Below are 24438 nucleotides of genomic sequence, written 5' to 3' on the forward strand. Positions count from 1 at the left end.
TCTCTAGGATAAAATAAAAGCTGGGTCATTCCTTTTGACGTACTTCTTTATCTACCAATTCAATATAAGCGGTCATGGCTTCTTCACGACTCAAATGTTGCGATTGAAAAAGCGCATTTGCCTTAAAGGCGTTGATCAAAGGGGTTTTACTACCTGGATTGCCAAAATTCTTATTGGCTATTTTATAGTATGCATATAATTTCAATAGTAAGTCCGCGGGAAAAGGCTCGTTATAATTATTTACAAACTCCACAGCTTTTTGGAAATCCTTATGTAGCTTTTCATTCGTCATCTTTTTGGACTGTAGTGGCGATGCAAGTTTTGGCACCAACCACTTTTTGATCTAGTTTAACGGTTACGGCGCAATCTAAAGGTAAGAACAAATCTACCCGTGAACCAAATTTTATAAAACCAGCATCATCACCTTGTTGGACGCTCTCTCCAACCTCGGCGTAGTTGACAATTCTTCGGGCTAAAGCTCCGGCCACTTGACGATACAGAATATCTCCAAATTTAGGGGTATTGATGACCACAGTGGTACGTTCATTTTCCTCACTTGATTTGGGATGCCAAGCCACGAGATATTTCCCTGGATGGTATTTGGAATACTTTATAGTGCCACTGGCCGCATAACGGGTGACATGAACGTTTATGGGCGACATAAAAATGGATACTTGTCTTCGCTTTCCCTGAAAATACTCGGGTTCCTCAACCTCTTCTATCACTACCACTTTCCCATCCACAGGGGCCAGGATTTCATCAAAACTTTTCACCGGTATTCGCTTCGGGTTTCTGAAAAACTGCAAAATAAGAATCAATATAATCAAGGCACTTATCTGGAGAGCTAGTTTCAACCATGGGATCGGAAGGTAATATTCCGAAATGATGACTAGGGCAGAAACGATAAAAAAAGTGGTCAATATAATTTTTTGGCCCTCTTTATGAAACATAGGTAAAGATATTTAAGGTTAAATAGGCAAAAGGTGCTGCAAATACCAAACTGTCCAGACGATCTAACATTCCTCCATGCCCAGGCAAGATAGCGCCACTATCCTTGATACCGGCCGTTCTTTTGAATTGGGATTCCACAAGATCTCCCAGACTACCGAAGGTAACAATAACAGTGGCCAAAATAAGCCATTGCAGTACGGAAATATTGGTCTCGTATTTCGACATGAAGTACGCTGCAACCAGTGCAAAGATATATCCCCCTATGGTTCCTTCCCAAGTTTTTTTCGGAGAAATTGCAGGATATAATTTTGTTCGCCCAAGACTCTTGCCCACGAGATAGGCAAAAGAGTCGTTTACCCAAATTAAAATAAAGATTCCCATAATCAGAAATTCCGAGAAATCATTGTTCTTATAAGGAATCATGGTTAAGAAAATACAACCGCCACCGATGTAAAATAACCCGATGCTAAATTTTTGAACCAGATTAAAGGGTCTCCCTTTTCTGGTGAAAAGCTGCACCAATAGTACCGAGTTTACGGTAATGGTAAGGAAGAGTAGGACATAAATGGGAATCTTATCCAATGCATTGATAAAATAGATATAAATCCACCAAAGCGTTAAATAGGCAATAAAAATCGCATAGCCTTTGAGATGGGTCATGCGTTTGTATTCATAGAGGCACGCGAGACCAAAAATCATAAATAGGAAATCAAAGGCATCCGAATTTAAAAAAACTGCTGACAACAGCAATACCACGTAGACTGCCCCCGTAATTAAACGCCTAAAAATTTCTTTCATGCTACAGATCTTCCAAAAGCAAAAGATACAGATTTTTTGAACTACTACCGTAGGAGAGGAAGTTATTTTTATTTTCTGGAGTAGATTGGAAATGCTTTATGGTGGTAATGTTTGCGGGAATGCTGTTTTTATATTTTTTCTTGATGCTCTTGAGCCCTTCCCCAATGGAATCTACGAGTTGGCTGGTCTTGGCAAAAACAATAAGATTATCGGGCACTTCGTTCAGTTTTTTTTCGTGCAATTGATGGGAACATACTAAAATTGATCCATTTTGGGCAATAAGGTGCTCGCATGCCGTAAAAAAAACTTCACTTTCCCTGGCTTTATCAGAGAAAGTGATATTTTCTTTTGAGAATCTTTTTTCTAATTTGGAATCCATGGAAAAAAACTTTTGGGTCTGCCAACTGTTTTCTTCAATGATATTGTTAAGGGCATCCGAAACTTCAGAATTGGAATCGCAGTATAAAAATTTACCGCCATTTTTTTTGAAGTGAATCGTAAATTTCTCGTCAATAGGAATATTTAAATCGGGCATATGCAAGCCTCTGGTCTCCGCAGTTTCATTGGAAACCTTTTTTTTGCCTCCCCCAAATAGTTTATCAAATAAACCCATTGATGATTGATGTCTAATAATAAATGATTAGCGTCTATCTAATGAACAACGTTGAATATCCCTATTTATTATCCTCTTCGGTTTCGCTTGCTACCTCGGGCGCTTCTTCGCGAGTTCTGACCTCACCTTCCTCTTCATTGCCATAAGGACGCTTTCCAAAAATTTTCTCTAAATCATCTTTGAAAATCACCTCTTTTTCCAGCAATCGTTTGGCAAGTGCCGTAAGTTTGTCTTTGTGCAATTCTAAAAGATCGATAGCTCTTTGATATTGCTCCTCAATGATTTTAGAAATCTCTTTGTCGATAGTTTGCGCAGTCTCTTCGCTATAAGGTTTGGAAAAACCGTAGTCACTTTGTCCAGAAGAATCATAATAGGTGAGGTTTCCTATTTCATCATTAAGACCGTAAACCGTGACCATGGCCCTAGCTTGCTTCGTCACTTTTTCCAAGTCACTCAATGCTCCGGTTGAAATTTTATTAAAGATTACTTTTTCTGCGGCCCTACCTCCCAAAGTGGCGCACATTTCATCCTGCATTTGTTCAGGGCGAACAATAAGACGTTCTTCAGGAAGGTACCATGCGGCACCTAAAGATTGTCCTCTGGGAACAATAGTAACTTTTACTAGCGGAGCAGCATGTTCCAACATCCAGCTAACCGTAGCATGCCCGGCTTCATGATAAGCGATAGTTTCTTTTTCTCCGGGAGTGATGATCTTGTTCTTTTTCTCAAGACCACCAACGATTCTATCAACGGCATCCAGAAAATCCTGTTTGGTTACCGCTTTCTTTTCTTTACGGGCAGCAATTAAAGCTGCTTCGTTACAGACATTGGCAATATCTGCTCCAGAGAACCCTGGGGTCTGTTTTGCAAGAAAGTCCAAATCTAGGGTCTCTGCTGTTTTTATAGGTCTTAAATGGACCTCGAAAATTTCTTTTCTTTCCCGGATGTCCGGCAGATCTACATAAATCTGACGGTCAAATCTACCTGCACGCATTAAGGCCTTATCCAAGACATCGGCACGGTTGGTTGCCGCCAATACAATAACATTGGTATTGGTGCCAAATCCGTCCATTTCCGTTAGCAATTGATTTAGGGTGTTTTCCCTTTCATCATTAGATCCGGTAAAATTATTTTTTCCTCTAGCCCTACCTATGGCATCAATCTCATCGATAAAAATAATGGCAGGGGATTTATCTTTGGCCTGCTTGAACAAATCTCGCACCCTGGAAGCACCGACACCTACAAACATCTCCACAAAATCTGAACCAGATAAAGAGAAGAAAGGTACTTTGGCTTCACCGGCCACAGCTTTGGCCAAAAGTGTTTTACCTGTTCCGGGAGGGCCTACCAATAGGGCTCCTTTAGGGATTTTTCCTCCAAGGGAAGTATATTTATCGGGATTTCTAAGAAATTCTACAATTTCTTCAACCTCTTCTTTGGCGCCTTCCAGACCAGCAACATCCTTAAACGATGTACGTGTATCGGTTTTTTCGTCAAAAAGCTTTGCCTTGGACTTACCAATATTAAAGATTTGACCTCCGGCACCGCCTCCGCCTCCGCCAGACATTCTTCGCATCAAATAAATCCATATTCCAATAATCAATACAAAGGGTAACAAGGTCAGTACCAAATCCCCAAGGACATTGGATTCCTGGTCGTGATCGACAATGGTATCCAAGTTATTTTCGGTCTTGATATTCTTGATCTCGTTTTCAAAATTTTGAAGATCTCCATAATTTACCAAATACTGAGGACTTATACCTTGCGTCAGCGGAAAGGATTTTTTAGAAACATCCTTGTGTACCGCCTTTTCCATGGCCTCATCCGTCAAGAAAATTTTGGCTTGACGCATGTTGGTAATGATCAATATTTTTTCGATATCCCCATTTCTCAGAAATTCCTGTAATTCGGAAGTAGTTGTTTTTTCAGTATTGGAAAAACTATCACTATTGAAGAATTGCAGTCCTATAAGGATTACTGCGATGGTACCGTAGATCCACCAGGAGCTAAATCTTGGTTTCTTGCCGGGGTTTGTTTTATTTTCTTTTGCCATAATTTCTTTACTGGTTAATGCTACTTTCGATCACTGTTACTTTTGCGTCTCCCCATAATCCTTCTATATCATAGAATTCCCGAATGTGTCTCTGGAATACATGAACGACTACATTCACATAGTCCATTAAAACCCATTCGGCATTTTCGGAGCCCTCTACATGCCATGGTTTGTCTTTGATTGCCTTACTAACTGTTTTTTGGATCGAATTGACAATCGCGTTTACGTGAGTATTGGAAGTACCATTACAAATTATAAAGTAGTCACAAACAGTATTTTCAATTTCCCTTAAATCAAGTAAATTAATATCATTTCCTTTAACTTCCTCTATTCCATGTAAAATTAAAGTTATTAACTCATCTGCGCTAGCCTTCTTTTTTTGCATTCAAAAATTTTAATTTATACAAAGTTATTGTTTTTTTGTTTTCTTAGCTACTGTTTTTAACATAAGATTGCAGATCTCTACAATGGCCAATGTATGCATATAATCAAACTTAATGCCACGGACTCTACAAATTCGTACTTAAAAAAAATGGCCTTGTCTGAAAAACTCAAGGACCTTACTGTTGTAATGGCACATCAACAATTAAAAGGAAAAGGACAAATGGGAGCTGTTTGGAATGCGGAAGCTGGTAAAAACCTCACATTCAGTGTTTTGAAAAAAACAGAGCGTTTAGATATCGCGAATCAATTTCTATTGAACATTTATGTTTCCTTAGCGATATATGATACCTTTCGTCAATTAAACCTCCCTAACCTCAGTATTAAATGGCCAAACGACATTCTGTCAGGTCATACCAAAATATGTGGTATTTTAATTGAGAATATCCTATTGGGCACTACTATTCAACAGGCAATCATAGGCATTGGTGTTAATGTGAACCAAATAACTTTCAAAGATCTTCCCAATGCTTCGTCCTTAAAACGTATTATGGGGCGCACCTTTGATTTGGATGAGCTCCTACATCGTATTGTTCAGCAATTGGCCAATTATTTTTCCAATGGTTTCGAAAAACCAACAAAAGCTATAACGGAAGTTTATGAGAAGGTATTGTTCAGAAAAGATAAACCTTCTACTTTTAAAGATAAGGATGGGGAGCTTTTTATGGGATTCATCAAAGGAATATCCTCTAAAGGATTGCTTTGCATACAATTAGAGGATAATATTTTGAAAGAGTTTGATTTAAAAGATGTACAATTGCTGTATTGAAAAACCTTAAAGAAAATTCAATAAAACACAGCAGTAAAAATTAGAGCAGCAGAAAACTTAAATACGACTCAAATTTTCAGAAAGTGTTCCTATAAAATTGGTAATCGGTGTTTTGATCATCATTGCCATCATGGCATTGAACTCTCCTTGAAAGCTTAAGAATACTTCAGATTCCTTATCGTTTAACGCTTTGATATCGGCAGTAAGGGTAAATGGAAGCTTGTCGCTAGCAGCTCCCAGAACAACTGTATTGTAAGGAGTTTGGCTTTGGCGTTGCAATACAATTTCCGGCATACCCTTTAAGGCAAATAAGAAGCGATCTTCGTTCAATATTTCAAATTTACTTATGGTGTCCGGCATCAAGCGCTCAAAGTTTTGAAGATCGGTAAGAAATTCAAAGACCTCTTTATCGCTTTTTGCTATTGTTTTTTTTGGGGTTTCTATGTGCATATGTATAAGATTACCAGGCAGCGGGATTGCTTTTCCACTCCATTAGTGTTTGTAATTGTTCTTCTTTGATATAGTTGGTGTCTGAGGCCTGCTGAATAAGGTGGTCGTAATCGCTTAGCGTATGAAGTTCAACCTCGTTTTTTTCGAAATTTTCACTGGCCACTTTAAAACCATAGGTAAAAATGGCAATCATACCCTTGATATTCGCGCCACTTTCCTTTAAAGCATTTACGGCATTCAAACTACTTTTTCCCGTACTGATCAAATCCTCGATGACCACTACATTTTGATTGGCTTCCAGATAACCCTCTATTTGATTTTGTCTCCCATGAGATTTTGGTTCTGGCCGCACATAAACAAAGGGTAGGCCCAATTGTTCGGCTACCAGCATGCCTATACCAATGGCACCTGTGGCTACACCAGCAATAACATCGGGTTTCCCATATAAGGCTTCTACCTGCTTTGCCATTTCTTGGCGTACAAAATTCCGAATCACAGGATAGGATAATATAATACGGTTGTCACAATAGATGGGAGATTTCCATCCAGAAGCCCAAGAAAAAGGATTTTCAGGTTTCAACTTTATTGCATTAATTTGTAAAAGAAGCTCTGCTGTTTTTTTTGCGGTGTCTTTGTCTAAAACCATAACGCAAATGTATAAAGTTTTTGTTAATGAATCTCCCCTGATTCTAACAAATAAATTATCCGAAACCATAAAGGGAAATTATTTTTTGTTAAACGAGTCCTCTATCAATGAAGCGATAGATGCCTTGGCCAAAAAAAAATTGCAAATCGCCTATATCTACCATCCCAACCATGAAGAAATTCTAAAAAAGTTTACCAAAAAAATACCTTTGGTCATTGCTGCGGGAGGGGTTGTTACCAATAAAGAAGGGAAAGTACTTTTTATTTACAGAAATGATAAGTGGGATTTGCCCAAGGGAAAACTCGATAAAGGAGAATCCATTCCAGAGGCCGCCATACGTGAAGTAGAAGAGGAGACCGGAGTGAAAGGACTTAAGATCGAAAACTTTTTAAAGACCACCTATCACATATTTAAAAGGAATAGTACCTATAAATTAAAAGAAGTACATTGGTTTGCCATGAAAACTTCCTATAAGGGAGAATTGGTAGGCCAAAAAGAAGAAGGTATTGAAAAAGTAAAATGGAAGGGACCAAAAAAGATTCAAGAGGCCCTTCAAAATTCCTATATCAATATCAAAACGCTTTTCGAAGATTAAAAGAACAAAGGGGGTTAATCCATATCCTTTTTGAGATAACGGTATACCGGATATCGCAGGTATGCCTTTTCATAATGCTGGGATCTCTCATAGACCCAATTTAATTGATTGTACCAATTCCCGGCAAAAACCGTATCTGTTTGTTTTTTTAATAGAAAAGCCTCTCGTAATTTTTCATCTTTTTTCAATAACGCTAAGGCAGTATCCTCAAAAACATAGGGAGAAAACCCTTCTTTTTGCTGAAGTACCGTATCAAAGAAATTCCAATTAAAAAAAGAATCCGAAGCTTCCGGTTCAAGGGTTTCTAGAATATACCGTATACCGGGTTGGTTCGTGGGAATAATATAATCCCCTTCATGGAAAGCAACTTGTTCCGTACTTTTTTGGACTTTGGTGTCGTAATGTAGATAGTGGCCTTCGTACGCATTTTGACGGGTTTTGTAGCTATCAATATGATAGACCTCAACATTGACCAAAGTATCCTGGGTAACAAAATCATAGTCAATTTGATTCATGTCCATACGTTCCATTATTTTTGCCCATCCTTTCTTAACAATATAGGCTTCGGGAATCGTCACACTTGCTGAAGGAACCAAGTAATTGCGATATTCCACTTCTTTTACAAAAGGTTGGTTTCTATCGTATTTTAGCCTGGGAAAACCAGTAATTTCACTGGGAATCCAGGTGCCTTCATAACCTTTAAAATTTAAAATGGAAGATTTTGTGGTATCTATTTTCCACTGCACCGGATAATTGGTCCAATGGGTACGATCCTTAAAAGCGTTTTGTCTAAGTTGCTTAATTTTTTTGCTGTCCTTGTCGGCAATGGCTATGATTTTGCTCATCAAGGCATAAGTGCCATCTACTCTTTGCTTATACGGTTTTAGCATATGGGTCTCTACCATCATCCCTAAAGTATTCCAAAGCGTGGTATAACCTGTAGAGTATCTTGGGTAATCTACAAATTGGGAAAAACCCTTTTCCGGAACATCATTGAATACATTGACATATGGGGTAATATCCCATTGATCGGCTTCCAAATACTCTTCCAGCATGGGCATCATTTCTTGGTGCAGGTATTGCCCCAAATCACCTCCGAGTTTATTGTGTTGTGTAAAAAGATGTGTTAAGGTATATTGATAATCTGCTCCATTGCTCACATGATTATCGATAAAAATATCCGGGGATACCAAGTGGAATATGTTCGCAAAGGTCTTTGCGTTTTTAGTGTCTGCTTTAATAAAGTCCCTATTAAGGTCATAATTTTGGGCATTCCCTCTAAAACCATAGGAAACGGGGCCATTTTGATTTACACGAGTGCCAGAATTTCTATTTAAGGCCCCTCCTATATTATATATGGGAATGGTGACTAAAATGGTATTTTTGGGAGAAGGGATGTTTTCTGTAGCCAGGTCCCTGTAGAGAAGCATCGTGGCATCAATACCATCACTTTCTCCAGGATGGATGCCGTTATTGATCAATATAATGGTTTTATCCTCACCAATTTTCTGAAAATTAAAATCCCCATCGGGATTAAAGGTCACAATATGCAATGGGTTGCCGCTATCTGTCTCTCCAATAGTTTGGATATTTATTTCCGGAAATTCTCTGGCCAATCGAATGTAAAAATCTATAGTTTGATCGTAGGTTGCGGTTTCTTTTCCTTTCGTGGTTTCAAAATGGGTTTGGAAATTGGCTACTTTATCTTTTTTTTCTGTTTCACAGGAAAATAGGAATAGGGAAATTGCCAGTACTTTAAAATAACTTCTCATTTGGATGAACATCTGCTCAAAATTACAAAAAAAAGAGATTTTTGGGACTACGCCGCTTTCGTTATTTCTGCAATATCGGTTTTGCTCACCGGCTTGTTTTTATACGCAATGATATGATGCGTTTGTAACTTGTAAAATTCAGATTGCTTCTTGTCGTAGGGATCAATTGAAGAGGTTACGATATTGATGCGGATTTTCTCTTTTATGGGCAATTGAATAAATTCTTCCAAAAATTGCCAACCATCCATAATAGGCATATTGATATCCAGAAAAATAATTTCGGGCATGCGCTCTCCTTTTGAAATACGATCCTTTATGCCGTCTATCGCGACTTTGCCATTTTCATAGGTGACAATCTGATCACATACATCCAAAGTGGTCAATATTTTCCGTATTCCAAAAATAGTGATCGGATCATCGTCAATGATACATATGGAATTAATCTTCTTCATTAAAATAAATTTTAAAAGTGGTCCCTTTTCCCACTTTGCTGAACGTCATTATTTTTCCTTTCATAGCCTCAATCTGATTTTTGGTTACATAGAGTCCTATGCCTTTAGAATTATCGTTGTTATGAAATGTTTTGTACATCCCAAAAAGCTTGTCTCCATATTTTTCCATATCAATACCTATTCCATTGTCCGATATACTAAGGATGGTGTATTTTCCTTGCTTCTCGGTACTACAGACAATTTTTGGAGCTCTCTTTGCGCTTCTGTACTTCACGGCATTGCTAATGAAGTTGGCCAGAATATTATCCAGATATTCAGGAATTACATTAATTATAGTACCCTCTGGAACATTACAGGAAATTTTAGTATTGCTTTCTTCCAGGAGAGGAGTCAATGTTTGAACAATATTTTTTAGGGCTTTGCACAGTAAAACAGGTTCTTTTTTAATCTGTGTATTGGTGGTGATGACGATAGCTTCGTTTAAATTATCGAGCGTCTCCAAAAGGTTGTCCGAAGTGGAGGTCAGCATTCCCAGTATTCTCTTCTTTTCGTCTTCGTCTTGTTCCTGTACCAGAAAATCCAATAACATGGCAAAGTTGGCGGTATGCGATCTTAGGTTATGGGAAACAATATGGGCAAAATCAATAAGTTTTTTGTTTTGGATGGAAGTAACATTTACCAAGTCGCGCAGGGCACTTTCTTTTTGTTTAAGATCGGAAATGTCCAAATTGAACCCCACCAATCCAGTGATTTTTCCCTCTTCATTCTTTAAGGGAATCTTATAGGTCAACAAATGAATCATTTCTCCATTTTTCTTGACTGCAATATTTTCCTTCCCCAGGATAGAAGTTTTATTGTTAAAGACAGAAACATCTTCCTCACGGCAGGTTCGGGCAGTTTCTTCATCATAAAAGTGGAAATCGTTCTTACCAAGAATTTCCGCTTCGCTAAGATGATGGAATTCCATTTCGGCTTTATTGACCAATACCTTTCTGGATTCCAGATCTTTAATAAATACATTAAGTGGGAGGTTGTTGATCAAGGTACGGAGCAGTTGTTCGTTTTCCCGAGTTTTCATTTCCGAAATCACATAGTCCGTTACATCTTGAAAAGTACCTACAATGCCTACCAATTTTCCATCTTTAAAGGTGGGTTTGCCAGAGGAGATCACCCATTTTTCGTTTCCTTTTTGAGTAATGATTTGCAACTTTTCACTCCATGGTATTCCGTTTTCGGTAGCTTTAAATACTGCCATGGAAATGGTATTTCTATCATACCCTTTCTTGTAGAAATTGATGGCATTTTTAGGATTGAATTCATAATCGGACGGAACCTCGTGAATGATTCGGACCATATCGGAGCAGCTGAATTTTTTATTGATGAAATCGTAATGCCAATTGCCGATTTTGCTGATTTCAGAAATTTCATTTAAGAAAATCTCGGATTTTTCCAACTTGGTTTCATTCAATACGGTTTGTGTGATGTCTTCGGTTTGAACAATAATACCAATGATATTTTCCTTTTCATCATGCCATGGAATGGTCGTCCACTCCAACCATCTGGTCTCTGTAGCACTTTCGTAGGGCAAAGTAAATTTCTTAGCTTGCATATCCTGCAGGCATTCTTCCATGGTCTGGGTAATATTATCACCAATGTCTTGAAGTAAGAGAACGATATTCTTTCCAACAATATCCCTATCTGCTAAATTAAAATCAGTTACCCACTTGTCGGAAGCATGTACAATTTCTCTTTTATGATTAATAAAAACTGTTGCTTGAGGTAGTTGTTTTATTAAATAGTTATTGTTCAATATGGAATTAATCCTTACCATTTATTGATGTATTTTCCTACAATTTAAATTTTAAAACGAAAATTCCACATAGATTGTTGTGAACCTATCAAAATTAGTGGTATCAGGCCATAAAAATGGAGACTGATGAAAAATATTTCTTTATAAGAAAGTATTTTCCTACTAAATATACTTCTTTTTTTAATACTAAAAGAAGCTTTTCAAACAGTTATGTAGGAAATCCAAAAGAGCGATCAAGAAGGAATGCTAACGGTATCCGGAACTAGGCCGGTGTAATCCCCTCCATTTCTAATGACATCGCGTACGATAGAAGAACTAATAAATGATTTTCCAGATGAAGTAAGCAAAAAGACGGTTTCTATTTCAGAAAGTTTCCTATTGGTATGGGCTATTGCTTTTTCAAACTCAAAATCTCCCGGGTTTCTCAGTCCTCTCAAAATGAAGTTAGCCCCTATTTCTTTACAAAAATCAACCGTAAGACCCTTATAGGTTACCACTTTGACCTTGGGCTGATCTTTAAATGCTTCTTCAATAAATTTTTTCCGTTCCTCTAGACTGAACATATACTTTTTTTCCGCATTGATGCCTATACCAATAATCAACTCATCAAATAAAGTTATCCCTCGAAGTATTATATCATGATGTCCTAGGGTAAGGGGGTCAAAAGAGCCTGGGAAAATTGCGCGTCTCATACAGTATGGTTTACAGGTATTTTGGATAAAGTTACTTAAATTTATTTCAGGGCTTCCCAAATGGCATTTTCGAACAATTCGGATAGGGATATTCCGGCAGCTTGGGCTTGTTGCGGCAAGATACTTTCTTCCGTTAGCCCTGGAGTGGTATTCATTTCTAGCATATAGGGAATGTCATCCACAAAAATAAACTCACTTCGGCTGAATCCTTGGATTTTTAGAATTTCATACACACGTTTTGCAATAGCCGAAACGGCCTCTTCTTGGGTTTTGGAAATTCTGGCGGGGGTAATTTCTTGGGATTTACCCTCGTATTTGGCTTCATAATCAAAAAAATCATTTTCAGAAACAATCTCGGTGATAGGAAGTACTTTGGTTTTTCCCTTATAACTGATGACGCCCACGGAAACTTCCGTTCCGTCCAGGAAGCTTTCAATAATTATCTCGTCATCTTCCTTATAAGCCACGGTTATGGCCTGTTCCAAGGCTTCTTTCTGGTATACTTTTGTAATGCCAAAACTACTTCCAGCTTTGTTCGCCTTTACAAAACAGGGAAGCCCAACTTTTTTAACGATGGCGTTGACATCAATGGGGTCGCCCAAATTTAGATAGTAGGAGGGAGCGGCCTGTATACCATAGGGCTTAAGCACGCTCAGTAAATCTCTTTTATTAAATGTAAGGGCGGCCTGATAATGCGTGCAGGAGGTTTGGGGAATTTCCAACAATTCAAAATACGCTTGCATAAAACCATTTTCCCCGGGAGATCCATGTATGGCATTGAATACACAATCAAAATGAATTTTTTCCTGATTCACCGTGATCGAGAAATCATCTTTATCAATGGGGTGTTCCGAGCCATCAGGAGCAACATAGGCCCATTTGTTCTTGAAAATATGTAGGGCATAGGGTTTAAATTTTCCTTTATCCAGGTACTCGCAGACCACAGCACCACTTTTTAAGGAAATCCCATATTCACTGGAGTAACCTCCCATGATTACTCCGATATTCTTTATTGCACTCATTTCTTTCGGTTATAATAGATCATTGTTTTATTGCACATCAATAGATTTCGCGGGCAAAGTAATACCTGAAAACAAAAGAACAAAGAGTTTTATAAAATTCCGTAGGTATTGGCATTTTTTTCTTTTTGGAAACAATTTTTTTGGATGCAAACTGTTAAAGGTAAACATCCCGATATCCTATAAATATCGTATATTCAAAGTAAAGAAACCTATCCGGTTTTATATATTTGTAGCGTAATATTTTTTTTATGAGGAATTTTTTCAATTTTTTAAAAAGTAAAACATTTTTAATCCAGATAGGACTGGCAGTATTGGCAGTAGTTATTTTGGTTTTTGGGATGATGCAGTGGCTAAAATCAACCACAAATCATGGAGAATTTGTAGAAGTTCCGGATTTGGCCAAGATGACGGTATTGGATATGAGGGAAGTTGTTGAAGATGCCAAACTACGCTATGAGGTATTGGACTCTGCGAATTATAACCCAAATTACCCCCGATTTTCGATTATTGAACAGGATCCGCCAGCAGGAAATAAGGTCAAGGAAAACAGAATGATTTATGTGACCGTGAATCCTTCGGGGTATAAAAAAGTGACCATTCCAAAGATTATTCAAGTGACGAAAAGAAATGCAACCTCTATGCTTAGAGCAGTGGGATTGGATGTGCAAAGAGTTACTTATATTGATGAATTGGGTGTGGACATGGTCTACTACCTAAAATATAAGGGCAAAGATATTAAACCCGGGGATAAGCTACCAAAAACGGCCAAAATAGAATTGGTGTGCGGAAATGGCAATAAAACCGAAAGGGCACAGATCAAGGCCGACTCAGAATAGTATATGGAGGAAAGACCAATTGAAGGACCACAGGAAGAACTCTATGAACATTATCGGTTTACGGCATCAAAGGGACAGGAACCTTTGCGGGTGGACAAATTTTTGATGAATTTTATTGAAAATGCTACCCGTAATAAAATTCAGAAAGCAGCCAAAGATGGTCATATTTGGGTCAATGATGCGGTAGTAAAGCAAAATTACAAAGTAAAAGCAGGAGATGAGGTCAAAGTTCTTTTTGAACATCCGCCATATGAACTTCTGCTGACCCCAGAGGATATTCCTTTGGATATTGTCTATGAGGATTCCTCTCTTTTGGTGGTCAATAAACCTGCGGGAATGGTGGTCCATCCGGGTCATGGAAATTATTCGGGTACCTTGATCAACGCTTTGTTGTACCATGCCAAAGACTTGCCTCTTAATGCAGACGAAAGACCGGGCTTGGTCCATCGTATAGATAAAGATACTTCGGGGTTATTGGTGGTGGCAAAGACGGCTTCCGCCATGACACATTTGTCCAAACAGTTTTTTGATAAAACCAGTGAACGGGAATATGTAGCTCTGGTCTGGGGAAATGTGGAAGCAGACAGTGGCACCATTGAGGGACATATTGGGAGGCATCCTAAAAATAGATTGCAAAATACAGTATTTCCCGAGGGTGATCAGGGGAAGGAAGCTACAACCCATTATAAGGTGTTGGAACGGCTGGGATATGTTACACTGATTTCCTGTCGTTTGGAAACTGGGAGAACACACCAGATCCGGGTGCATTTGAAGCATATTGGCCATACCTTGTTCAACGATGAACGCTATGGCGGGGAAAAAATCTTGAAGGGCACTACCTTTTCTAAATACAAACAATTTGTAGACAATGCATTTAAAGTATTGCCCCGACAGGCATTACATGCCAAAACCCTTGGTTTTGTGCATCCAGTATCCGGGGAACATTTGCAATTTAATTCTGAAATGCCAGAGGATATGCAACTTTGCATAGCGAAATGGAGAAATTATGTAAAGCATAATATGAAGATATAGGTTTATTCAATAGAACTATTGAGAACTCCTTTGTTCAGAGATAGTTAATTCCAAAAAAGCATAGTATTTTTACCACTTAAATGTAATGGTGTTTCATTGGCTAAATATCCATCTAGATGTTAAGAACCGATTTCATTTTGCAGTGAAATTGTTTCTAGCGTCCATTTTAGCTTTGTCGTATGGGTGTGCTAATAAGATGGAAAAGAAGGAACGACTCGATCATACCAATATGCCTTCTGCTATAAAAGACGATACATTGGAGGTTTTAGACGTTTCGGTCAAACAGGTGGAGGTCATAGCTGATCATTTTGATTTCCCAGTAGGGAAACCTGAAGGTATAGGGTATTATAACGCCCAATCATTTGGGGAGAATAACCATCTTGGAGATGATTGGAACGGTACAGGTGGTGGAAATACAGATTTAGGAGATGCTATATATGCCATTGCAAATGGAAAGGTGGCTTTTGCCGAGGATATTGGTGGAGGATGGGGCAATGTGATCAGAATACATCATGTACTTGAAGACGGTCATAAGGTTGAATCGCTTTATGCGCATTGTGATACTATTTTAGTGGCAACTTCGGATACAGTGAGCATTGGACAAAAAATTGGTACTATAGGTACTGCGCATGGATTGTATTATGCGCATTTACATTTTGAGATACGGGAAAATATACATATGCCCATTGGAGGAGGTTATTCCCAGAATACAGCGGGCTACGTAGATCCCACAGAATTTATAAGAACGCATAGATAAATATTAGGTTTAAAAAGTAACAAAGTTTTAGCATGAAGATTGTAATATCACCGGCAAAATCCTTGGATTTTGAAAGCAACATACCCACAGCGATCCATACACAACCGGAGTTTTTGGAGAAATCAGTACAACTCAATAAAGTTTTGGCCAAGAAAAAACCAAAAGCACTTTCTACTTTAATGGGCATCTCCGATAAACTGGCAGAATTGAACTGGCAGCGGAATCAGGATTTTTCAGTACCCTTTTCACCGGAGAATGCCAGACAAGCGGTTTATGCGTTTAATGGTGATGTATATCAGGGGTTGGATGCGTACTCCATTCCAGAAGCCAAATTAGATCAATTGCAGAACACGCTTAGAATCCTATCTGGTTTGTACGGTATTCTTAAACCTCTAGATCTTGTTCAGGCGTATCGTTTGGAAATGGGTACCCAACTTAAAGTAGGCCGCAAAAAGAATCTCTATGAGTTCTGGAAAAAAGACTTGACCGCACATCTCAATGCCGAGTTATTGGATGAAGAGCTTTTTGTAAACCTTGCAAGCAATGAATATTTTGGGGCAATTGATGAAAAAGCATTGAAGACTCCAGTAATCACGCCTATTTTTAAGGATTGGAAAAATGATAAGCTAAAGGTAATCAGCTTTTTTGCCAAAAAGGCAAGAGGTTCTATGGTACGCTATATTTTGGATACCAACGCACAAAGTTTAGCGGATATTAAAGGCTTTGATCGTGATGGGTATGTCTACAGCCAAGAACACACCTTAAAGGAAAACCAACCTGTATTTTTACGTTAGTTTTTTTAGACAAGACACTGTTTAACCATAGCCCTAAAAAATCATTTTAGGCGTGAAATAGAAGGCCTTCATGGCCCTCTTCCTTATAGGGAGAGCTTCAGGGATGGAAAGACAATGATTCGTTTTGGATTATTAACAAAAAAGCCTTTCTGTTTTTACGAAAATCGCAAAAAAGAATTCGTATCAAAGAAAACGTTTTCGTGAGTTATTGTTCGTTCAAATGGGCAATAAGTATCAAATTACAACAAAATTTACTTATTTTATGCATTTATGATATTGGGATGCAGCTACAAAAACTGTAGCTTTGTAGTTCGCTTTTTTCTGCCCTTATTTTGGGGGATGCAATCCATGCAGCTAGAAAGAAGAACTATTATTTTATTCCATGATGTATGCAGCAGTTAGAAAGATTAGTAACTTTTAAGAAGTCCGTTCAAAATAAATTCAACGTTTACAATAGTCTATTTTTAAATTTGCCCTATCGCAACATTGAAAATGTTGGGATGCTCATTCCATTGATATTGGATCAATGCCAAAAAGGTTTAAAAAAGGGGAAAAACCCTAAAGAAATCCTTGAGGCTTTTTTTAAAAATTATGTAGCTATCACAGATGAGAAAGAACAGATCGATTTTATGTTCCGTATCATTCAATATGTCGAAAGACAGGTTGTCCTCTATGATAGCGTAGAAGATGCCGCTTTCCCTAAACTGCATGAACACAGCAGCTCCTTGTCGATCAAGGACTACTTTCAGTTGGTCGACAAAAATAAGAGTTGGGATAGCTTAGCAGAAAAATTGTCCACTTTCAGTGCTCGGATCGTACTTACAGCGCATCCTACACAGTTCTATACCCCAGCGGTATTGGATATTATTGGAGACTTAAGGAACTTGATCATTGAAGATAAAATAGACGAAATAGATGTGGTGCTCCAGCAATTGGGATTAACATCCTTGATCAATGCCAAAAAGCCAACTCCTTTGGATGAAGCCAAAAATATTATTTACATTTTAAGAAATGTGTATTACGATGCCGTGGGAGAATTGTACACTTCTATTAAAAATAATATCAATGATGCGGATTTTGACAACCACAATATTATGAAACTAGGCTTCTGGCCTGGTGGAGATCGGGATGGGAATCCTTTTGTAACCTCGTCTATTACCGCAGATGTAGCCGATGAACTTCGAGTCACCTTAATGAAATGCTATTATAATGACCTAAAACGACTTCAAAAGAAACTTACTTTTAAGGAAGTACAGGAACCTATCGCTCTATTGCGTAAAAATTTGTACAAGGCCATGTTCGATCCCAATACGGCATTGAGCTATGCGCAAATTATTGAACCATTGACCTATATCCACAGTATTTTAAAGGATAAATACTATAAACTATACCTCAAAGAACTTGAACGACTTATTGATAAGGTAAAAATCTTTAAGACGCATTTCGCCACTTTGGATATTCGCCAAGATCATAGTGTGCATGTGCAGGTGGTAACAGCAGTATTGAAGAACAATGGAATCATAACAGCATCTTTAGAAGAACTTTCCCAGGAAGCATTGGTCAAAGCCTTATTGCACGATAGCGTTTCCCTGACTTTGGATAGGTATGAAGAAGGTATTGTTAGGGATACCTTGCAAAATATCATGCAATTAAAAACCATTCAGGAAAAGAATGGGGAAGAGGGTTGTAATCGATATATCATCAGTAATTCCGAGGATATTTTTTCCATACTATTCGTTTTTGGCCTCTTCCGTTGGTGCGGATGGGAGTTGGATGCCATTACCTTTGATATTGTGCCTCTTTTTGAAACCATGAAAGGAATGGATGGAGCGGAAGCCACCATGCAATATGTATTTAACTTGCCGGAATATCAGGATCATTTGCAAAAAAGAAATAGCAAACAGACCATAATGTTAGGCTTTTCGGATGGCACCAAAGATGGTGGTTATTTAAAGGCCAATTGGTCCATTTTAAAGACCAAAGAACAATTGTCTGCAGTCTGTAATCAGAATGATATTAAAGCCATATTTTTTGATGGCCGCGGTGGACCACCGGCTAGAGGAGGGGGTAAGACACACCGTTTTTATGCAGCGCAAACCAAAGCTATAGCCAATAATGAAATACAATTGACCATTCAGGGACAAACCATTACCAGTACCTATGGTACTAAGGAACAGTTCCAGTACAATTGTGAACAATTATTGACTGCAGGCCTATCCAATGATTTTTTTGGAGAGCAAAATACCATTTCCGAAACATCAAGAAAGTTGATTGAAGAATTGTCGGAATTGAGTTTTGAAAAATATGATGCACTTAAGCATCACCCTAATTTTATGGCCTACTTGGAACATAGAAGTACCTTAAAATATTATACCAAAGCCAATATTGGTAGTCGTCCTGGTAAACGTGGAAATAAGGCAAAGTTGGAATTAACGGATTTAAGGGCCATTTCCTTTGTGGGGTCATGGAGTCAGTTAAAACAGAATGTACCTGGATATTTTGGATTGGGAACGGCCATTAAAACGTTTGAAGATCAGGGAAGATTGGAAGAGGTAAAACAATTGTACAATGATGTTCCCTTTTTTAAGGCACTAATGCTCAATAGCATGATGTCCTTATCCAAGTGTTATTTTGAATTGACGGCTTATATGAAGGGAGATCCGGAATATGCTGATTTTTGGATGATCCTGTATACCGAGTATCAACTGTCCAAAGAGATGTTGTTGCGTATTTCCAATATGGATATTTTAATGGAAAAAGAGGCGGTTTCCCGAGAGTCCATTAAGATCCGAGAAAATATTGTGCTTCCATTATTGGTAATTCAACAATATGCCCTACAGAAAATTGGAGGAACTACCCAACATAAGGAGTTGTATGAGAAAATAGTAACCAGATCGTTATACGGTAATATTAATGCAAGTAGAAATTCTGCCTAAATAAATATGCTGAGGAAACGTATGCCTTGTTTTATTTTCTAAAAAGGGTTGTCCGTAAATTTCGAAAAAAGGACGTATTTTAGAGGAATGTATTACTACCTTATCCTAGCCTTAAATGGTTTTTGTTTATATCATTGTTATATCAACAGAAAGCCTTATTTCTGGTATTTCGTTATTTTTTTTATTCCAGTATTGGGAAGTCTTGCCTACCTATTTACCCAGGTATTTGGTCAAAGGGATATTGACAAGGTACAAGAAGGACTGGTGTCTGTAATAAATCCTTCAAAAAAAATTACAGATCTTGAAAAACAACTGCAATTTGCCGAAACTTTTGAAAACAAAGTAGCATTGGCAGATGCCTATTTGGAAGCAGAAATCTTTGAAAAGGCCATTGAAACCTATGAAGCTGCCCTTAAAGGTACATTTCAGAACGATTTTTATGTGTTGTCCAGATTGGAGGAGGCCTATTATTTTTCTTCCCGTTTTGATGAGGCTATCGCCTGTGCCGAAAAAATAAAGGACAATCCCAAATTCAAGAAAAACAAAGCGGTTTTCTTATACGGTCTGGCCCTTGAAAAGAATCATCAGATTACGGCAGCGGAAGAACAATTAAAAAAATTTGATGCACCCTATTCCCATTATCAGGAACGCTTGGTATTGGGGCAATTTTACATGAGAAATAAAAGGCCTGAAGCGGCCAAGGAAGTATTACAGGAAATTGTTCATGAATCGGAACGCATGTCCAAACAAAATTATAGAACGCATCGGGTATTGATTAAAAAAGCAAGTGAAATTCTAGCTACCTTAGCCTAATGTTTCACCATTATCATCCATACGAACCTTTTCTTTTTCCGGAAGCCACAAAATTAATCGTAGGTACCCTGCCGCCGCCCCGTTTTACACAGGGAGCCTTAAAGGACGATGATGTTGATTTTTGTTACGGGAGTAGAAATGGAATGCTTTGGCCTATATTGGATCGTATTTTTGATTTAGGATTGAAGTATGAAACGACGGCTGCTGCTGCCCAACAACGAAAGGACTTTCTCATAGCGCATAAAATAGGTGTTTGCGATATTGTAGCAAGTGCCATGCGCGATAAAATAGATGCATCCGATTTGGGAATGCAACAGGTAGAATTGCGTGATATCATTGGCTATTTAAAACAATATCCCAAAATAGATACGCTCTTGTTCACTGGAGGGAACAGTAAGAATGGTCCCGAATATTTTTTTAGGAAGCACATAAAGACCTATGGAATACCGTATCATGTGGTGTCTGATGTTGTTCCTCGCATTCATAGCTTTGAGTTGCCTTTAGGGGATGAGGTAAAAGACCTTCAAAATGGGTTTAGGACCATACGTACCGTTTCTTTGACGGCACCTTCTGGAGCGGCCAATAGGGCAGTAGGGAGTTTGCAATTATACAAAGATTTAAAGGCTAAAGATTCCAATTTTAATACCTTGGATTTTAGGGTAATGCAATATCGTGAGTTTTTTTAGGAATTTTGATATACTATTATGACCGAAAAAGAAAAAATGCTACAAGGAGCGTCTTACAATTCAAGAGATCCGGAATTGATCCAAATGTACTATCGGGCTAGAAAATTATTGAAAGCCTATAATACCCTTGATGTGGAAAAAACGGAAGAACGAGAACGTATTCTTCGAGATTTGCTCTCTTTCAAAGGAGAAGGAATTTGGATTGAAAGTCCTTTTTTTTGTGATTATGGCGCGCATATTTCCATAGGAGAAAATACCTTTGTTAATGTGAACTGCATGTTTTTGGATGACAATACGATTCGTATTGGGAAAAATGGCCTTATTGGACCTTATGTTCAAATTTATACGGCCGATCATCCCTTAAAAGCAGAGGATCGCATTAGAAAAAACAATGGAAAATCGTCTTATATAACCTCCGCTAGGCCTGTGGTTATCGGGGATAATGTATGGATTGGCGGAAATACAGTCATCTGCCCCGGTATTACTATTGGGAATAATGTCACCATTGGCGCGGGCAGTGTGGTGACCAAGGACATTCCCGACCATGTTTTGGCCTTTGGAAACCCCTGCGTAGTAAGAAAAAAAATATAGGTTTTATATAGAAAAACAGAAAACAACAAACAGCCTTAAGTCAGCACAAAAATGTATTACCCTATAGATCGGATAAAGAAAGAAGAATATGGAGCGGTGGTCTCCTTATGGGAAGCTTCGGTTAGAGCGACCCATCACTTTCTGAAAGAAGAGGATATCAATTATTTTAGGCCTTTGATATTGAATACGTATTTGGATGCCGTTAACTTGCGCTGTGTCCGAGATGAAAAAGGCGATATCCTTGGTTTTCTAGGCGTTGCCGAACAAAATCTGGAAATGTTGTTCATTGATCCGGAATGCCGAGGTAAAGGGATTGGAAAAACACTCTTGACCTATGCCATATCGGCAATGGAGGTACAATATGTAGATGTAAATGAGCAAAATGAACAAGCCCTTCAATTCTATACGCATATGGGATTTCAAAAGATCGGGCGATCCGAGGTCGATGGCACCGGTAAACCTTACCCTATCATACATATGGGGTTGAATGCAAAAAGTAAGGGTTAGCATACGAATGGAAAGCCTACTAAAATAGTCCATAGGTACGCATTATTGTGTAGGAAATGTTAAGGTTTCCGGATAAAGCTTTGGAAATGTTTATTTTAGGGTAAGAATACTGATTTTACGACCTTTAAAGAAATAATTGAATTTTTAAAGCGTTTAAAATAAACCATCATCCTAGGTGGTACAGTAGATATCAAAAATTTGTGCTTGAGCGTAATACTATGATTAGAACTATATTGTCGTTGTTTTTTCTTCTCTATGGAAGTTGTCTTTTTGCAGCTTCTGATTATACGGAAATCGATAAACGTTCTAAAAAGATTCCTGATTCTTTAGAGACTATTGAAGAAATAACGACTTACTTAACGAATGGTTTAAGCAAAATCGATGAAAAAGTTAGGGCCATTTATGTGTGGACAGCGCACAACATTCGCTATGACATTTCCAAAAGTTATGAAGAAGTCAAGTATACCTCTTACGATCAGATGGTAGTCGATGCCCTCGAAAGTCGTAAAGGGGTCTGTGAACATTATGCCCAGTTGTTTCATAGGATGTGTGCCCTTGCTGGCGTAAAATCCTATGTGATTGCCGGATATACAAGGCAGGAGGGTGATATGGATATTGCAGATTTAGATCATGCCTGGAATGCCGTGGAAATAGGTAAAAAACATTATTTTATAGATGCTACTTGGGCCTCGGGCTATCAGGATGATAAAACCTACAGGCATATTTTTCAGGACGATTTTTTCCTAATTGAACCTAAGGAATTCATAAAAACACACATGCCTTTTGATTTGGTATGGCAGTTTTTGGATAACCCCTTGGATCACTCAGAATTTGAAGATAGGCAATACGCCAAACTCTTTAAACCAGGGAAGTTTTCCTTTAAGGATTCTATAGCCCATATTGCTACTATGGATAGTATTGTAATGTTGGAAAGGGCAGTGGCAAGAATAAAGAAGTCGGGTCTTACCCATATCCTGATTAAAGAAGAGGTAGCGCGTTACAGCGCCCAGATCGAAAATATTAAGTCCTACCGTTGGTTTAGCAGCTTTAGCGAGATCAATGATAGGGTCAATAGGGCCAGAGACTCCGTGAATGAAGGAATTATATTCAACAATACCTTTATCAGTTATGCGAATAAGCGTTTTAAAAAACCCAAAATTGAAAAAGAGGAGATAAAACGGGTTATAGAAAAGGCCAACAATTCCTTCTATGCAGGAAAAGCCGCATTGCGACAATGTAAGCGAGATTTGTTGGCATTGAAATATACCGGGAATATGGCCGAAAACGCGAAATTGGCAGCAGAAAACACTCAAAATCTATATGATTTTATCACTCGAATAGAATTTAAAATATTGGAAATTGGTCCTTCTATTGAAGAAAATAAGAAGTATGCCCAACGCTATCTTAAAAAGTGGAAACCCCTACGTTTTGCAGTCCCTCGTGAATTGTGACGTTTAATTTTCGTATACCCTGAATTCAGCACCCATACCGTAGTTTCTAAAGCCGTTTTGAATCAACTTAGAGTTTTTATTGTACGATTTATCAAAGATCTGCCATTTTCTGCCATTGAGAAAAATACGTCTTACATAGGTGTTTTTATTGCCTTGCTTATTGGTAAAGGGCAATAGTGGACGAAAGGCTGTTGATATTTTTTGAATCCCTTTTGGAGTCTGTACTTCGCGATACTTTTTAGATTTGGATAATTTGCCCTTACTGTTTTCATATCCCAATACTTGGAGCGAAGCATAAATTCCCGTTTCCGGTATAAAGATTTGTTTGGAACTAAGGTCTAAAGTAAACACCTTATCTTTTTTTTCATCAATAGCAAAAACAATTTCCCTATGGGCAATGGCCGCTCCAGGAAGTCCGTTGTCATTTTCATAAAATTGTATTCTAAAAAAGGTTGCAAATTTCCCCTTTCCCTTGGTTTTGTATTTTGCCTCGGCATTTATAGGGAGATATAGTTTGGATATCTGTGTAGATTTACCCTCGTAGCGATTGTAGAAAACCGCAACTTCACTTTCTACAGTGGGCAACCAGGAAGAAAATAGCTCGGTATGGGTGAGGTGTTTTTGCTTTTTTACCTTATACTTTCCCCGTTTGGGCGCAGATAAGACCACTTCGCTCAAGGCCATCACTTGAGGTTTTAGGTAAATTTTTTCCGAAAGCTCTAAGGCCATAACCACCTTTTCATAGTAGCCCACGGCAGAAATATAGAGGGTATCTACATCGGCATATCTTTTTTTGGAGAACGAAAAGACACCATCTCCATCGGCATAGGTTCCCAATCCATTGCCAAAAGAAATCGTTGCATAGGGAACGGGAGTTTCCGTAAGACTATCAATAACTTGAATGTTTTGCCCCACCATAGTAGGCATACACCAGAACAATAGGACAATAGTAAAAAATAGCTTCATACCGA

General features: G+C 38.2%; 26 protein-coding genes. 12 read left to right on the top strand and 14 right to left on the bottom strand.

Annotated features, from left to right (window positions below; all coding sequences use genetic code 11):
* Window positions 1-25 precede the first annotated feature (25 nt).
* From ACEXOE_RS22715 to rsfS, 6 genes are all read right to left on the bottom strand, one after another.
* Complete coding sequence (locus ACEXOE_RS22715; RefSeq protein WP_394751175.1) at window positions 26-292, bottom strand: acyl-CoA-binding protein; 267 nt, start codon at window positions 290-292, stop codon at window positions 26-28.
* Window positions 282-950: a phosphatidylserine decarboxylase family protein gene (locus ACEXOE_RS22720; RefSeq protein WP_394751176.1), complete on the bottom strand. Its 669-nt coding sequence runs from the start codon at window positions 948-950 to the stop codon at window positions 282-284. The genes ACEXOE_RS22715 and ACEXOE_RS22720 overlap by 11 nt, the downstream gene beginning before the upstream one ends.
* Window positions 940-1749 (bottom strand): phosphatidate cytidylyltransferase, encoded by an 810-nt coding sequence (locus ACEXOE_RS22725; RefSeq protein WP_394751177.1) that lies wholly within the window; start codon window positions 1747-1749, stop codon window positions 940-942. The genes ACEXOE_RS22720 and ACEXOE_RS22725 overlap by 11 nt, the downstream gene beginning before the upstream one ends.
* A gap of 1 nt (window position 1750) precedes the next feature.
* Complete coding sequence (locus tag ACEXOE_RS22730; protein WP_394751178.1) at window positions 1751-2362, bottom strand: LUD domain-containing protein; 612 nt, start codon at window positions 2360-2362, stop codon at window positions 1751-1753.
* A 61-nt stretch (window positions 2363-2423) separates the two neighbouring features.
* Window positions 2424-4415 (bottom strand): ATP-dependent zinc metalloprotease FtsH, encoded by a 1992-nt coding sequence (gene ftsH, locus ACEXOE_RS22735; protein WP_394751179.1) that lies wholly within the window; start codon window positions 4413-4415, stop codon window positions 2424-2426.
* Between the two features lie 7 nt (window positions 4416-4422).
* On the bottom strand, window positions 4423-4800 hold the full coding sequence (gene rsfS, locus ACEXOE_RS22740) for a ribosome silencing factor (RefSeq protein WP_394751180.1): 378 nt from the start codon (window positions 4798-4800) through the stop codon (window positions 4423-4425).
* Between the two features lie 93 nt (window positions 4801-4893).
* Between rsfS and ACEXOE_RS22745 the strand changes: the two genes are divergently transcribed.
* A complete protein-coding gene (locus tag ACEXOE_RS22745) occupies window positions 4894-5625 on the top strand; it encodes a biotin--[acetyl-CoA-carboxylase] ligase (protein ID WP_394751181.1) in 732 nt (243 codons plus the stop codon).
* Window positions 5626-5682: 57 nt separating this feature from the next.
* On the opposite strand, the gene ACEXOE_RS22750 is transcribed toward ACEXOE_RS22745, so the two are convergent.
* On the bottom strand, window positions 5683-6075 hold the full coding sequence (locus tag ACEXOE_RS22750) for an SRPBCC family protein (protein ID WP_394751182.1): 393 nt from the start codon (window positions 6073-6075) through the stop codon (window positions 5683-5685).
* Window positions 6076-6085: 10 nt separating this feature from the next.
* Window positions 6086-6721, bottom strand: a complete 636-nt coding sequence (pyrE, locus tag ACEXOE_RS22755) for an orotate phosphoribosyltransferase (RefSeq protein WP_394751183.1) — start codon at window positions 6719-6721, stop codon at window positions 6086-6088.
* Between the two features lie 7 nt (window positions 6722-6728).
* On the opposite strand from pyrE, the gene ACEXOE_RS22760 reads away from it, so the two are divergent.
* Window positions 6729-7316, top strand: a complete 588-nt coding sequence (locus tag ACEXOE_RS22760) for an NUDIX hydrolase (RefSeq protein ID WP_394751184.1) — start codon at window positions 6729-6731, stop codon at window positions 7314-7316.
* 14 nt (window positions 7317-7330) lie between these two features.
* Here ACEXOE_RS22760 and ACEXOE_RS22765 read toward each other — a convergent pair whose 3' ends face one another.
* The 5 genes from ACEXOE_RS22765 to ACEXOE_RS22785 all read right to left on the bottom strand — a co-directional run bounded on the left by ACEXOE_RS22765 (window position 7331) and on the right by ACEXOE_RS22785 (window position 13064).
* Window positions 7331-9088: a M14 family metallopeptidase gene (locus ACEXOE_RS22765; protein WP_394751185.1), complete on the bottom strand. Its 1758-nt coding sequence runs from the start codon at window positions 9086-9088 to the stop codon at window positions 7331-7333.
* Window positions 9089-9135: 47 nt separating this feature from the next.
* Window positions 9136-9540 (bottom strand): response regulator, encoded by a 405-nt coding sequence (locus ACEXOE_RS22770; protein WP_394751186.1) that lies wholly within the window; start codon window positions 9538-9540, stop codon window positions 9136-9138.
* Window positions 9527-11371 carry a PAS domain-containing protein gene (locus ACEXOE_RS22775; RefSeq protein ID WP_394751187.1) on the bottom strand — a complete coding sequence of 615 codons (1845 nt, stop codon included), beginning with the start codon at window positions 11369-11371 and terminating at the stop codon, window positions 9527-9529. Before ACEXOE_RS22775 ends, ACEXOE_RS22770 begins: the two co-directional genes overlap by 14 nt.
* Window positions 11372-11583: 212 nt before the next feature.
* On the bottom strand, window positions 11584-12042 hold the full coding sequence (gene coaD / locus ACEXOE_RS22780; RefSeq protein ID WP_394751188.1) for a pantetheine-phosphate adenylyltransferase: 459 nt from the start codon (window positions 12040-12042) through the stop codon (window positions 11584-11586).
* Between the two features lie 41 nt (window positions 12043-12083).
* A complete protein-coding gene (locus ACEXOE_RS22785) occupies window positions 12084-13064 on the bottom strand; it encodes a D-alanine--D-alanine ligase (RefSeq protein ID WP_394751189.1) in 981 nt (326 codons plus the stop codon).
* 248 nt (window positions 13065-13312) lie between these two features.
* On the opposite strand from ACEXOE_RS22785, the gene ACEXOE_RS22790 reads away from it, so the two are divergent.
* From ACEXOE_RS22790 to ACEXOE_RS22835, 10 genes are all read left to right on the top strand, one after another.
* Window positions 13313-13900, top strand: a complete 588-nt coding sequence (locus tag ACEXOE_RS22790; RefSeq protein ID WP_394751190.1) for a PASTA domain-containing protein — start codon at window positions 13313-13315, stop codon at window positions 13898-13900.
* A gap of 3 nt (window positions 13901-13903) precedes the next feature.
* Window positions 13904-14932: an RluA family pseudouridine synthase gene (locus ACEXOE_RS22795; protein WP_394751191.1), complete on the top strand. Its 1029-nt coding sequence runs from the start codon at window positions 13904-13906 to the stop codon at window positions 14930-14932.
* A gap of 196 nt (window positions 14933-15128) precedes the next feature.
* On the top strand, window positions 15129-15689 hold the full coding sequence (locus ACEXOE_RS22800; protein WP_394751192.1) for a murein hydrolase activator EnvC family protein: 561 nt from the start codon (window positions 15129-15131) through the stop codon (window positions 15687-15689).
* A gap of 32 nt (window positions 15690-15721) precedes the next feature.
* A complete protein-coding gene (gene yaaA / locus ACEXOE_RS22805) occupies window positions 15722-16483 on the top strand; it encodes a peroxide stress protein YaaA (protein ID WP_394751193.1) in 762 nt (253 codons plus the stop codon).
* Between the two features lie 389 nt (window positions 16484-16872).
* Window positions 16873-19419 carry a phosphoenolpyruvate carboxylase gene (locus ACEXOE_RS22810; RefSeq protein ID WP_394751194.1) on the top strand — a complete coding sequence of 849 codons (2547 nt, stop codon included), beginning with the start codon at window positions 16873-16875 and terminating at the stop codon, window positions 19417-19419.
* Between the two features lie 48 nt (window positions 19420-19467).
* The gene (locus ACEXOE_RS22815) at window positions 19468-20232 is read left to right on the top strand and encodes a hypothetical protein (protein WP_394751195.1); all 765 of its coding nucleotides are present in this window, start codon (window positions 19468-19470) and stop codon (window positions 20230-20232) included.
* The gene (locus ACEXOE_RS22820; protein ID WP_394751196.1) at window positions 20232-20918 is read left to right on the top strand and encodes a uracil-DNA glycosylase family protein; all 687 of its coding nucleotides are present in this window, start codon (window positions 20232-20234) and stop codon (window positions 20916-20918) included. Before ACEXOE_RS22815 ends, ACEXOE_RS22820 begins: the two co-directional genes overlap by 1 nt.
* An 18-nt stretch (window positions 20919-20936) precedes the next feature.
* Entirely contained in the window at window positions 20937-21509 is a 573-nt protein-coding gene (locus tag ACEXOE_RS22825) for a sugar O-acetyltransferase (RefSeq protein WP_394751197.1), read from the top strand.
* A 51-nt stretch (window positions 21510-21560) separates the two neighbouring features.
* Entirely contained in the window at window positions 21561-22016 is a 456-nt protein-coding gene (locus ACEXOE_RS22830) for a GNAT family N-acetyltransferase (protein ID WP_394751198.1), read from the top strand.
* 218 nt (window positions 22017-22234) lie between these two features.
* On the top strand, window positions 22235-23467 hold the full coding sequence (locus ACEXOE_RS22835; RefSeq protein WP_394751199.1) for a transglutaminase domain-containing protein: 1233 nt from the start codon (window positions 22235-22237) through the stop codon (window positions 23465-23467).
* 3 nt (window positions 23468-23470) lie between these two features.
* Here the strand turns inward: ACEXOE_RS22835 and ACEXOE_RS22840 are convergent, their stop codons facing one another.
* Window positions 23471-24433, bottom strand: coding sequence for a carboxypeptidase-like regulatory domain-containing protein (locus ACEXOE_RS22840; RefSeq protein ID WP_394751200.1), 963 nt, complete (start codon window positions 24431-24433; stop codon window positions 23471-23473).
* Between the last annotated feature and the right edge of the window lie 5 nt (window positions 24434-24438).

It is taken from the genome of Spongiimicrobium salis, from assembly GCF_043678055.1.
GTDB classification, from domain to species: Bacteria; Bacteroidota; Bacteroidia; order Flavobacteriales; family Flavobacteriaceae; genus Spongiimicrobium; species Spongiimicrobium salis.